Origin of the sequence: Psychrobacter sp. CLB018 (assembly GCF_041222815.1) — a bacterium.
Taxonomy (GTDB): Bacteria; Pseudomonadota; Gammaproteobacteria; order Pseudomonadales; family Moraxellaceae; genus Psychrobacter; species Psychrobacter faecalis.
The window spans coordinates 1,453,773-1,466,427 of sequence record NZ_CP166085.1 but is presented as its reverse complement, the minus strand read 5'-3'; the positions used below and the strand labels follow the sequence as shown (position 1 = coordinate 1,466,427).

Here is a 12,655-nt window from a genome sequence, read left to right as displayed (position 1 = left end):
TGGTTTTTCTTATTTAAAACAATTGAGCCTATTAATTATTAATTAGCAGCTATAGTACAAGTCAAACTCAACAGGATGTACGGTGATATTGACGCGCTGCACTTCTTCTTGCTTCAGTGCAATATAGGCTTCTAACATCTCTTTAGTGAATACATCACCTTTTAATAAGAACTCATGGTCATCTTTTAACGCTTGTAGGGCCACTTCTAAGTTTTCAGCAACCGTTGGAATGAGTGCTTCTTCTTCTGGTGGTAAGTCATATAAGTTTTTATCAGCGGCTTCGCCTGGATGCATTTTGTTTTGAATACCGTCAAGACCTGCCATCAATAACGCCGCAAACGCTAAATACGGATTGGCTGCTGGATCAGGGAAACGCGCTTCAACACGTACCGCTTTTGGGCTACTAACGTGTGGAATACGGATAGACGCCGAGCGGTTAGATGCTGAGTACGCAAGCTTAATAGGTGCTTCATAATGTGGCACAAGACGCTTATAGCTGTTGGTCGATGGGTTGGTAATCGCATTTAAAGCACGGGCATGTTTGATAATACCGCCGATAAAGTAAAGCGCGGTTTCTGACAAGCCCGCATATTCATCACCTGAGAAAGTATTGACGCCGTCTTTTGAGATAGAAATATGCACGTGCATACCAGAACCGTTATCACCAACGATAGGTTTTGGCATAAAGGTGGCGGTTTTGCCAAATTGATGGGCGACGTTATGGACGGCATACTTTAGCTTTTGTACTTCGTCTGCTTTACGAACCAAGGTATTAAAAGCCACGCCAATCTCTAACTGGCAAGGAGTCACTTCATGATGATGGACTTCGATACAACCTTCGCCAATCATATCTTCGATACGCTCGCACATTACCGCACGCATGTCTTGTGAACTATCAACCGGTGGTACTGGTACATAGCCGCCTTTGACGCGTGGACGGTGCCCCATGTTGCCCCACTCATAGGCTTTATTGGTTGACCAAGCGGCTTCTTCAGCGACGATTTCATGGCTAACACCAGACATATTAACCGACCATTTTACTTCGTCGAAAACAAAGAACTCAGGCTCAGGACCAAAAAAAGCGGTATCACCAATACCCGTTGATTTTAAGTATTCTTCGGCACGGCGAGCAATAGAGCGCGGATCACGGTCGTAGCCTTGTAGCGTTGATGGCTCGATGATGTCACAAGTCACCACCACAGTAACTGCGTCAAAGAATGGGTCAATAAAAGCAGTTTCTGGGTCAGGACGTAAAATCATATCTGAGGCTTCAATACCCTTCCAGCCAGCAATCGATGAGCCGTCGAACATTTTGCCATCTTCCATCACTTCTTCATCAACGCTGTGCGCTGGAAAAGTCATGTGTTGCTCTTTACCGCGGGTATCAGTAAAACGAAAATCAACCCATTTAGCGTTGGATGATTCGATAAGATCAAGTAATTTGTTCGACATGGATAGTTTCCCTTATGGTTATCGTGGTAATAAAATTGAAACGTAGAATGAAAATTTTAGACGGAAAGTTTTTTTAAAAGTTATTTTTTGCTCAAAGCGCAGCTGATTTTCTGGCGTTAAGCTTTAAGTATTTTTATGAGCCAAATAAATGCAGGTGCTATTTTAGCAACATCTGACCGATAATGCTGAACTCTTCAAATGCATCTTGGTAAATAATATTATATCGCTTTAATAGCGAGCTATTCACATCTATAAGAATTGCAGCTACTATGCCAACTCATCTTCGGGCCATCAAGTTTTTAAAACATCCAAAAGCTGAAAGTAATAATTATTTATAATAGATACAAGCATTTACATAATATAAATCTTTTATATTAAAGCGTTATTTGCATAGCAATTGTTATGTATAGCTAGCAAACTCAAAGATTAATATATTAAATAACGTCTCATAACAGTGCAAACTTTAGAAAGTTTAACTTAGTAATGCACCTTTATAGAGCATTTATTGCTATCAGCGTGCAACGGCGCTACGTTTGATAGATAACGAAATAGTGTTAAGATAACAGCGTTTAAAATCACATCGCTGTTGAACCTATTAAGTTAAAGATACTAAGGTAAAGATAAAGAGACTAAGTTGAACAAATAATGATTTTGATGATCGATAATTACGACAGCTTTACCTACAATATTGTACAGTACTTCGGTGAATTGCAGCAGGACATCAGCGTTTGGCACAACGATGAAATCAGTATTGATGAGATTAAAGCACTTGCGCCAGATGCCATTGTTATTGGTCCTGGCCCCTGTGACCCTGACAGTGCTGGTATCTCGCTAGAGGTGATTGCGACCTTTAAAGGCATTATCCCGATATTAGGTATTTGCTTGGGTCATCAGGCAATCGGTCAAGCTTTTGGCGGTAACGTTGTCAAAGCAAGCGCAGTCATGCATGGGCGGTTATCGGCTATTTATCATAATGGTCAAGGCGCTTTTACCAACTTGCCAAATCCAGCCCAGTTTACCCGTTATCACTCATTGGTGATTGAGCAAGCAAGCTTACCCGACTGCTTTGAAGTTAGCGCTTGGACTCAAAATACTGATGGCAATATCGAAGAAATTATGGGCATTCGCCACCGCGAGTTTGCCATTGAGGGCGTACAGTTTCATCCTGAGTCGATTTTAAGCGAAGCCGGTTACCAGCTGCTGAATAACTTTTTACAAACGCATCAATTAGCAGTTTTGTCCTCAGATAATTTACCAAAAGTAGGATAAGCGCTTTAAAAGACGAACCCACTTTTTAATCCAATGAATGTATTTAAACGACAACTATAAAAGATAATAATAAGTGAGAATATTATGACCGCTGCCGCTATGCAGGACAAAAAATCAATCATGAATCAGGATAAGCAAAGCCTGCAAAATGCTGAGAGCATCAATCAGCTGCCAGATGAGAGTATTCATAAGCTTCTGACCACCGCATTAGGCAGGATTTTTCAGCATATTGATTTGACCTTTGATGAGATGTATCAAGTCATGCTCGTCATCATGCAAGGCAGATGCAGCGATGCCATGATGGGCGCGATTTTGACGGGCCTGCGAATGAAAGGCGAATCCATCGACGAGATTACGGCTTCAGCCAGTGCGATGCGTGACTTAGCTGCCAACATTAACCCAAGAGACTGTCATTATATGGTCGATATCGTTGGTACTGGTGGCGATGGTGCTAACTTATTTAACGTATCGACAGCCGCTGCCTTGGTCGCAGCCGCAGCTGGGGCGCAAGTCGCTAAGCATGGTAACCGCGGCGTTTCGACCAAATCTGGTAGCTCAGACTTACTTGAGCAAGCCGGTATTAGCCTAACCTTGACACCAGAGCAAGCGCAGCAGTGTATTGAGAATAAAGGGATTGGCTTCTTATTTGCACCCAACCACCATAGCGCAATGCGTTACGCCAATCCGGTACGCCGTGAGCTAAAAGCGCGGACGATTTTTAATATCTTAGGTCCACTGACCAACCCTGCTGGCACGCCAAATCTAGTCATCGGCGTCTTTACCGCCCAGTTATGTGAGCCTTTGGCAAAAGTGATGAAAAATCTGGGCGCGCGTCATGTAATGGTGGTCGGTGCAAAAGATGGTTTGGATGAAATCAGTCTTGCAACTTCAACCACGGTAGCCGAGTTAAAAGACGGTGAAATCTCTGTTTATGAGATGATGCCAGAAGATGCGGGCGTCGAGTCACAAACCTTAATTGGCCTTGATGTCGATTCCCCATCACAGAGTCTTGAGCTGATTCGTGCCGCTTTATCAGGTGAAGATACTAATGACCGCGCTGTTCTAAAAGCCCGTGATATGATTGCCTTAAATGCCGGAGCTGCAATATATACCGCAGGACTTGCCAGCAACTATCCGAATGGCGTGAGCCGCGCCCAAAAAGTCATTCAAAATGGTGACGCTTTGATTAAGCTTGATGACCTAGCCAAATATACGCAGCAATTAGCTGGCCAAGCTTAATAAGCTAAATGCCTAAAATTAATAAAAAATACGTGGCTCATAACCCTGTTAATCGCAAATATGTATGCCGCCTTAATTTATTCGCTTAATTGTTACCCTAATTTTTTTACCAAATAACGGAATATAGCCATGACCGCCAAGCCAAAATCAGACACCGCGATTCCTTCAGTGTTGCAGCGTATCGTCGCCACCAAGCACGAGGAAGTCGCTGCTGCTCGGGCGGCAGTATCGCTTGAGGCATTAAAGTCTCAAGTTGCTGCTGATACCCAGCCACGTCGCGGTTTTGCCAATGCTTTACGCAGCGCCGATATTGGTATCATTGCGGAGATTAAAAAAGCCTCGCCGTCTAAAGGTATTATCAATCATAACTTTGCGCCTACGCTATTTGCCAAGCAATATGAGCAAGCGGGAGCCAGTTGTTTATCAGTACTCACTGACCGTGATTATTTTCAAGGTGATGACAGCTACTTAATCCAAGCGCGCGAATCTTGCAGCTTGCCGATATTGCGCAAAGATTTTATGGTAGATATTTATCAGATTTACCAATCTTACTTAATGGGCGCTGATTGTATTTTATTGATTATGGCCTGTCTTGATGACGCGCAAGTACAAGAGCTACATGCGCTAAGCATTGAGCTGGGTATGGATGTGTTGATTGAAGTTCATACAGCAGATGAGCTTGAGCGTGCGCTACAGTTGCCACGTTCAGCGCATAATATCTATGGTATTAATAATCGCGATTTAAATACCTTTGATGTCGACTTACAAACGACGCTTGATTTAAAAAATACCCTGCTGCGCGAATTAGCTATCGATGATGCCCTCGCTGCCAATCCTAATGACCGTCTAGAACGGCCGCTTATTGTCACCGAAAGTGGCATTCATAGCAGTCATGATATTCGTTTGATGCTCAATAATGATATTCAGCACTTTTTAATCGGCGAGCAGTTTATGAAGACCGAGCATCCCGGACAAGCGTTACAATCCTTACTTGCGAGCGTCGCAGCACAGGCGTAAAGTAAACCACATCTATTTTATGTACGATATAAACCATTAAGATACTCATTCACTAACCAACGATACGTTAATTATTATGTCAAACTCCCTATTTTCAAAAGAAATGCAAGACCAATTAAAAGAACTTAAAGGGCAACTGAGTAAAGGTCGCGATACCAATTCACCAGAAGGTGAAAATGAAAAGCCAACCGAACCTGTCTCACTCTTGACCCAAAAACAAGTCAAAAAAACGGTCAAGCAATTAGATAGCGAACATATCGACGACGATAAAGTGCTATTTATGCAAGCGATGCATGGCGTCAACCAGCTAAAAGACAAAAACGTGCGCACACCTGCCAACGCCTCTAAAGCGGGTAAGCCTGACGCTGCAACGTTATCAAAACGCGCTGCCGCTCAAGGGAGTGAGGCCGGTGATTTGGGCGCAGGTTTATCAGATATGCAGGCGCTATTAAACCCTGTAGCAGGCGAAGCCTATTTATCCTATAAGCAGCCTACCCTACAAAACAAAATTTTTGATCAGCTTAAAAAAGGTAAGCTACGCTGGTATGATGCGGTAGACATTCATGGCTGCACCATCGAAGAAGCGCGCGATGCAATGACGCAACTGCTCAGTCAAGCTAAGCAAAACAATGAAACTGTGGTAAAAATCGTCCACGGTAAAGGCTCTGAAGCCATTTTAAAAACCTGCGTCAACGGTTGGTTACGTCAACTGCCAGAAGTACTGGCATTTTGCTCGGCTCCGCCGAAAGATGGTGGCAATGGTGCGGTACTGGTACTACTTAAAAAGACCAAAACCGATAAAGAATAAAATTATAGTTCGAAAAAAAAGGACTGCCATGACGCAGTCCTTTTTTATATCAAAGGTTTACCCTCTCGTTTTGTAGTCGCGCTTTGATAAACCTTCCTATCATTTTGCTGCATATTTTTTAGTAAGTGATTTCTCTATGAATATACAAATCATCGAAAATGAACAAGCATTAAAAGCACATATCAACGCTTTGATTGCTCTCGAGCCAAAATTTGCGCCTGTTTATGAGCAAGTGGGTATGCCTGATTTACGCCATAACGCAGGCGGCTTTACACAAATAATGAGAGCGATGGTTGGGCAACAGCTATCAGTCACGGCGGCAGCCAGTATATGGCAACGCTTAGTAGAGGCAAGTTTGACGACGCCATCAGCGATTCGGGCAGCGACAGACGAGGATTTACGTGCGCAAGGGCTATCTAAGCAAAAAATTCGTTATACGCGCTCTTTGGTCGAGCACAATATAGATTTTGCTGCCTTAGAGACCTTACCCGATGAAGAAGTTATCAGCACTCTGACGGCTGTTATCGGTATTGGACGCTGGACCGCTGAGATGTATCTGCTGTTTTCGTTACAGCGCGCTGATGTGCTGGCAGTTGATGATCTAGCCATTAAAGTCGCAGCGATGGAATTGTTAGATTTAGAAGAGCGCCCAACGCCAAAACAATTAAAAAACCTGACCCAAGATTGGTCACCGCACCGTAGCGCTGCCAGCTTATTGTTATGGCAATATTATGGTTTTTTACGTCAAAAAACCGCTATACCTTTATAAGCCATAGCTTTATAAATAAAACGTTCAATAAACCTTAAGTAAAATAACCACACAAAATATTAAGGCTGATTCCAAATAGAAAAACCAAATTTCTTTTTGGCGTGTTTAAACTTACCTTTTTTTAATAGTCGATGTTTATGCTTTTGTATTTTTTGCTTTTTAGTGGTGTCTTTACGAGCCTCTTTCTCACTCGTCGCACTGTCAGCGTTTTTATTTAAATCAAGCGCCTTTTGCTCATCAGCAGCATTGTCGTTATTGGCATCAGTGTCTGCTTCACCCGCATCGCTTGCGTCCACTGCTTCGTTTATCGAATCATCGGTCACGGTTTCTAGCTGAGGTTGTGGCTCAAGCTCGGCTTGATTGACAATCAGCTGCTGCGTCGGCAGCGCATGCTCGACATCGTATTTTTTCACCAGGGTCAACACATCGACCAACAAGTCATCTTGCTTGCGATAAAACTCTATCGAGTCGACAGCATTAATATAAGCGCGCAGTTGAATGACGTAGCAGTCTTGGCGCAGCTCTGAAATATTGGCCTGATTCCACTCCTGATTGGTCAGCTCGTGCTCGTCCAAAAATTGATCTAATTTTTTGACCATTTTGAAGACCACATCAATATCCGCATTGCGTTTGATATATAAGTTATGCAAAAAGTGAAACATATCCCGCGAGGTATAGTTTTCAATTTGCATCGATGAGAAGTCACTGTTAGGCACCGTCACAATCGTCCGGTTCAGCGTGCGCACCCGTGATGAACGAATACCGATATCAATCACCGTACCTGCTTGGTTGCCGAAGCTACAATAGTCGCCGATGCGTACTGGCGAATCTGCCACCACCACCACACTGCCGACCAAGTTCTCAATCGTCTTTTGCGCACCTAGTGCCAAGGCTAAACCACCGACCCCTAATGCGGCAATCCCTGTGGTCAAATCAAATCCTAAATTCCCAAAAATGACAATAACGGCAAAGATTAATAATAGCGCTTTGACCACCTTGCGCATCAAACCCAAGATAGAAACTCGCTCGGTATAGTTTTTCTTATAACTTAAATTGACCGCGCGGGTAAATATGGAATCAATAACACGCAGTAATAGCCATGTCGTCGCTACCCAAGAGGCAATGTCCGTAAAGCGCTTAATCGGTTCACGCAGTGTCACTGATATGCCGGCATAAACCATCACCTCGGCCAATATCAGCGCCGTGATAACGACGGTCAGTGGCAATATCACATTATTGGGTAAAGGTAACGTCTCACCTCGTAGGCGAGGATAAATCAGTTTTAATAAATAATAGAGCAGCCAAACCACGATGTAAGTGAAGATAAAACTACTGACTATAATGGCTAATGCCGCCAATATATCGGAAATCTGATAACCAAATAGCTTTTTACCATCTAATGAGTCAATGGTGTAGCGCGAAACCAGCGTCGGCTGATAATTCTCTATCACTTCTGGTATCGAGCTTAGGGTATCGTTTGAAAACTGCCAATACTGCTCGCCTTGCTTAGAGGCCACTCTTTCGAGCACCAGCGGCACACTCTTATCACCGACATTAATCACGCCGACGTTTTCTTGGCTTGGCGGTAGCTGATCGCTTAAATTGCCCTCAGGCGTATTGTTAATTTGCAAATCAGGCTGAAAACGCCCGCCCGCATCGAGTGCTTGCTTAAATTGGCGCACCACAGTGGTTGGATTATCAGACTTGGATAAATTTAGATAATTACTGGCCAGCAGATAGTCGTTATCGCCCAACGCTTTAATAAAGCCTTGTACGGTATGGCGCGGCGTATCACGTCCGAAAGAATCGGGCACCGAGGTATTGACCACCTCTTCAGTTTGACCACCCACGCCCAATATGTTGGCTTCGGCAGCAAGCACCTTATGTGAAAAAACCACGCTTAATACACTCAATAGCATCGCAAAGAAAAACACCGTTATCATGAGCGGCGTTTTTGTTTTTAAAGATATAAATGATGCAGATGGCGCAGTACGAGCACTCAGATGACGCTGAATAGACAAAACAAACCTCTTAGCTTTAGGAAGAGCAGCATAGTAAATAAATGAAATCCGCCACTATAATAGCAATTATTAATCACAGCAATGCGTTTGATTGCATGTTTTTATTACTGGTTAAAATAGTGCTTGCCTTTAATGCAGATAATATTTATTTAAAGGCTTAAAAAACACTACTAATGGCTAAACAACCCAAATAACTCCCCGTCATCATGAGCATCACTCAGCGTATGCTGAATAAATATTAAGACAAAGTGGTTTATAAGTACGTAGCTTTTATAGATAATAAACGCATGTAAAATTCGTATTACTTTTTGTAATTTTTTACTTTTAGGCTCTCGCTTCTGTAACTTTTTACTTTGTTCAACTTGTCATTTAACTTTGGAATTCAATATGGCTTTATCACGTTCATCTTCGACCACCTATCTGCGGTTATGTATCTTAAGTGCTTTAGGCGGATTTGCTATGAGTGCCACAGCTGCGACTGGTAATAGTAGCGTTATCAATCACAGCGAGTTGCCACAAGTTGAGCTTGATAAGATTGTCGTGACAGCGACGCGGACGCCAACTAAGACCAGTAATGTCATTGCCCAAACTCGAGTCATTGATAGTGAAGAATTGCAGCGTTATCAGGGTCAGACAGTAACTGACGTATTAAAGAATCAGCCTGGTATTAATATTACGCAAAGTGGCGGTATGGGCACAGCCAGTAATTTTTATATGCGCGGTTTTGATAGCAAGCAAGTCTTGGTGATTATCGATGGGATACGCTATGGTTCTATCTCCTTGGGTAGCCCTTCTCTAAATCTATTATCAGCAGATCAACTGGATCGTATTGAGATTTTATACGGCGCCTCAGGTTCTAGTATTTATGGTTCTGATGCCATGGGCGGTGTCATTCAAATCTTTACTAAGGGCAATAGCGTCGATAAATCCAATGTTTCTACGACTGTTGGTTATGGCAGTAACAATCATTACCAAATAGGCATTACAGGTCAGCTTAAAAATGCGACTTCATCAATGAGCTTGGGCGTCAGTCGCAACGAAACAGACGGCTTTAACGTCATAGCCAACCCCGAGTCTGTTGATTTTAATGCGGACGATGATGGCTTTAAATCTACTAACGCCAGTTTGGCATTGCAGCATAAGCTTTCAGACTCGCTAAGCGCGGGATTGAGTGCTTTGTATACTGACTCTACCACTGATATTGACTCAGCAGGAAATGCGTTTCCAAATGCCTATTCAGACCAAAAGAATGGCAGTGCCAATGCCTATCTTCAATATGAAACGCCTTTGACGGTCAGTAAGCTTAGTTACGGTCAAAGTATCGACAAATCGACTTCTCATGACACCTACTCTATCAATTACCAAGAAGGCAGTCAGTACGATACCACACAAGAGCAAGCACGTTTAGAAACCAGTATCAACGCGCAACCGGGTACTGTAACTGTTGGCGCAGAATGGTTGTCACAAAAGCTAGACGCGTCAGATGTTTTAGTCTATCCACCTTACCCTGACACCACTCCTCCTGTACAGACCCCTTATGACCCTAACGACAGAACGGTCAAAAGTGTCTTTGTTGGTTATCAGCTCGCGGACACTTATTACGACCTACAAGCCAACTATCGCTTAGACGACAACTCTCAGTATGGCAATGAGAGTACCTACAATTTGGGAGCGGCTATACGTCCGTTGGCAGGTATGCGAATTGGCGCCAACTATGCTACAGGTTTTCGTGCCCCAACGTTTAATGACTTATACTGGCCGGGTTTTAGTAACCCCAACCTTAAACCCGAAAGAACGAAAAACACCGAAGTATTCGTTGAATACGCAAATGATGCTCAAACATCACGATTGACAGGCTATTACACCGATGCAGAAGACCTGATTTCTAATGCGGCAAATATCAGTGAAGCGAAAATCAAAGGGTTAAGTTTGACTTCAGACTGGAATATGAACGACTTTATCTTTGGTCTCGGTTATGACTACTTAGATGCAAAAGACAAAACGGCAAATAGCGCCAGCTACGATCAACAGCTTGCCTATCGTCCTAAAAACAGTGGTTTAATTTACGTGGGTTATCAACAACCGATGTTTGATATTCGCCTTGAAGCCAAACATACGGATGATAGAGTCACGGCCGAAAACAATAAACTTGATAGCTATACCTTGCTTAATTTAAGCGGCGCAGTTTATATTAATCCTAATCTTCGCGCTAACTTGCGGGTAGATAATATCACTGATGAAGACTATACGCTTTCAAGCCAGTATGGTAACGTCTATACCACAGAAGGCACCAGCTATTTCGGCTCACTCACCTATAACTGGTTCTAAAAATATTTAGCTTCATAACATAGCATGTATATAAATAATCAAGGCTATCAATCGATGGCCTTTTTTTATGACGCAAGCACTTACGATTTTCCGCAGCCAATAGGTGACAAATTAATCACCATCAATTACAATAACGACCTCCGAGAGGTGTTGCGCCATAATCATCGATTACTGCACTTAAGCTTTATTGCTTTGCAAATCAATCATTATGTTAGGCTCGGTTAACTGTTTATTACCATTTTGGGTTATGAGCAGCGCAAATAACGGCACCTGCGTTTTTATTCTTTTTATCTATTAACTGATAGGAGCATATTATGGACGCAGTGTCTAACACCCCATCTGCCCATACGATCGACCCCTCTTTCACTGACTATAAAGTCGCCGACATCAGCCTTGCTGATTACGGTCGCCGTGAAATCACTTTAGCTGAAGCCGAAATGCCTGCCCTGATGGGTTTGCGTCGTCGCTACGAAGCCGACCAACCGCTTAAAGGCGCAAAAATCGCTGGCTGTATCCACATGACTATTCAGACGGCTGTCCTTATCGAGACGTTAGTTGCGCTCGGTGCGGAAGTACGCTGGACCTCATGTAACATCTTCTCAACTCAAGACCATGCTGCTGCTGCGATTGCTGCTGCTGGTATTTCTGTTTATGCTTGGAAAGGCGAAACCGAAGAAGAGTACGAGTGGTGCTTGCGTCAACAAATCCACGTTGGCGGCGAAGCGTCCGGTCAACTTTGGGATGCAAACTTAATCTTGGACGACGGCGGTGATTTAACCGCTTTGATTCATAATGATTATGCCCAAATGCTTGATAACATCCATGGTATCTCTGAAGAAACTACTACAGGTGTCCATCGTTTGGTTGAAATGCTGGGTAAAGGTACGCTAAAAGTACCGGCTATCAACGTTAACGACGCGGTTACCAAATCTAAAAATGACAACAAATACGGCTGCCGTCATAGCTTAAATGACGCCATCAAACGTGCTACCGATATGTTCCTTGCAGGTCGCCGTGCTTTGGTCATCGGTTATGGTGATGTGGGTAAAGGCTCAACGCAAAGCTTACGTCAAGAAGGCATGATTGTTCGTGTCTCAGAAGTTGATCCTATTTGTGCCATGCAGGCCTGTATGGACGGCTATGAAGTATTGTCACCTTATATCAATGGCGATAACACCGGCGGCGCAGAAAACATCAATACTCGTCTGCTTGAAGATACTGACTTAATTGTTACCACTACCGGTAACTATCACGTTTGTGACAAACATATGCTAGCGGCGCTGAAGCCGGGTGCGGTCGTCTGTAACATCGGTCACTTCGATACCGAAATTGATACGCAGTTTATGCGTGATAACTGGCGCTGGGTTGAGATTAAGCCACAAGTGCATCAAGTATTCCGCTCGGATGACGAAAACGATTATTTGATTTTGCTTGCTGAAGGTCGCTTGGTGAACTTAGGTAACGCTACTGGTCACCCATCGCGCGTGATGGATGGCTCATTTGCTAACCAAGTATTGGCACAAATGTACTTGTTTGAAGAAAAATTCGCTGAGCTGCCAGTCGATGAGCGTTTTGATAATTTATACGTTAAAGTGTTACCGAAAAAACTCGATGAAGAAGTTGCGGCGGCGATGGTTGCTGGTTTTAACGGTACATTGACGAAACTGACTGAAAAACAAGCCGAGTATCTAGGCGTACCTGTCGAAGGTCCGTTTAAGCCTGACGCTTATAAATACTAATAGGAGTCAGACT

The 12,655-nt window shown here is 43.4% G+C and carries 9 protein-coding genes; 7 read left to right on the top strand and 2 right to left on the bottom strand.

From position 1 onward, the window contains the following. Positions 1-42: 42 nt before the first annotated feature. Positions 43-1,452 (bottom strand): type I glutamate--ammonia ligase, encoded by a 1,410-nt coding sequence (gene glnA / locus AB8P72_RS06235; protein ID WP_068405236.1) that lies wholly within the window; start codon positions 1,450-1,452, stop codon positions 43-45. Positions 1,453-2,097: 645 nt separating this feature from the next. On the opposite strand from glnA, the gene AB8P72_RS06230 reads away from it, so the two are divergent. The 5 genes from AB8P72_RS06230 to AB8P72_RS06210 all read left to right on the top strand — a co-directional run bounded on the left by AB8P72_RS06230 (position 2,098) and on the right by AB8P72_RS06210 (position 6,554). Next, positions 2,098-2,721, top strand: coding sequence for an aminodeoxychorismate/anthranilate synthase component II (locus AB8P72_RS06230; RefSeq protein ID WP_306495810.1), 624 nt, complete (start codon positions 2,098-2,100; stop codon positions 2,719-2,721). A 120-nt stretch (positions 2,722-2,841) separates the two neighbouring features. Then, entirely contained in the window at positions 2,842-3,960 is a 1,119-nt protein-coding gene (trpD, locus tag AB8P72_RS06225; protein ID WP_313205753.1) for an anthranilate phosphoribosyltransferase, read from the top strand. Positions 3,961-4,089: 129 nt separating this feature from the next. Further along, complete coding sequence (gene trpC / locus AB8P72_RS06220) at positions 4,090-4,977, top strand: indole-3-glycerol phosphate synthase TrpC (protein ID WP_306495809.1); 888 nt, start codon at positions 4,090-4,092, stop codon at positions 4,975-4,977. A gap of 76 nt (positions 4,978-5,053) precedes the next feature. Further along, a complete protein-coding gene (locus AB8P72_RS06215) occupies positions 5,054-5,785 on the top strand; it encodes a Smr/MutS family protein (protein ID WP_144296233.1) in 732 nt (243 codons plus the stop codon). 136 nt (positions 5,786-5,921) lie between these two features. Then, on the top strand, positions 5,922-6,554 hold the full coding sequence (locus AB8P72_RS06210; protein ID WP_306495807.1) for a DNA-3-methyladenine glycosylase: 633 nt from the start codon (positions 5,922-5,924) through the stop codon (positions 6,552-6,554). Positions 6,555-6,613: 59 nt separating this feature from the next. Here AB8P72_RS06210 and AB8P72_RS06205 read toward each other — a convergent pair whose 3' ends face one another. Further along, the gene (locus AB8P72_RS06205) at positions 6,614-8,575 is read right to left on the bottom strand and encodes a mechanosensitive ion channel family protein (protein WP_306495805.1); all 1,962 of its coding nucleotides are present in this window, start codon (positions 8,573-8,575) and stop codon (positions 6,614-6,616) included. Positions 8,576-8,962: 387 nt separating this feature from the next. Between AB8P72_RS06205 and AB8P72_RS06200 the strand changes: the two genes are divergently transcribed. Together AB8P72_RS06200 and ahcY are read left to right on the top strand one after the other, a co-directional pair. Then, positions 8,963-10,903 (top strand): TonB-dependent receptor, encoded by a 1,941-nt coding sequence (locus AB8P72_RS06200; protein WP_289050351.1) that lies wholly within the window; start codon positions 8,963-8,965, stop codon positions 10,901-10,903. Positions 10,904-11,217: 314 nt separating this feature from the next. After that, on the top strand, positions 11,218-12,642 hold the full coding sequence (ahcY, locus tag AB8P72_RS06195; protein WP_068405225.1) for an adenosylhomocysteinase: 1,425 nt from the start codon (positions 11,218-11,220) through the stop codon (positions 12,640-12,642). The last annotated feature ends 13 nt before the right edge of the window (positions 12,643-12,655 follow it).

Coding starts and splice junctions, on each gene's coding strand:
- glnA (WP_068405236.1), bottom strand. CDS start 1,452: ATGTCGAACAAATTACTTGATCTTATCGAATCATCCAACGCTAAATGG.
- AB8P72_RS06230 (WP_306495810.1), top strand. CDS start 2,098: ATGATTTTGATGATCGATAATTACGACAGCTTTACCTACAATATTGTA.
- trpD (WP_313205753.1), top strand. CDS start 2,842: ATGAATCAGGATAAGCAAAGCCTGCAAAATGCTGAGAGCATCAATCAG.
- trpC (WP_306495809.1), top strand. CDS start 4,090: ATGACCGCCAAGCCAAAATCAGACACCGCGATTCCTTCAGTGTTGCAG.
- AB8P72_RS06215 (WP_144296233.1), top strand. CDS start 5,054: ATGTCAAACTCCCTATTTTCAAAAGAAATGCAAGACCAATTAAAAGAA.
- AB8P72_RS06210 (WP_306495807.1), top strand. CDS start 5,922: ATGAATATACAAATCATCGAAAATGAACAAGCATTAAAAGCACATATC.
- AB8P72_RS06200 (WP_289050351.1), top strand. CDS start 8,963: ATGGCTTTATCACGTTCATCTTCGACCACCTATCTGCGGTTATGTATC.
- ahcY (WP_068405225.1), top strand. CDS start 11,218: ATGGACGCAGTGTCTAACACCCCATCTGCCCATACGATCGACCCCTCT.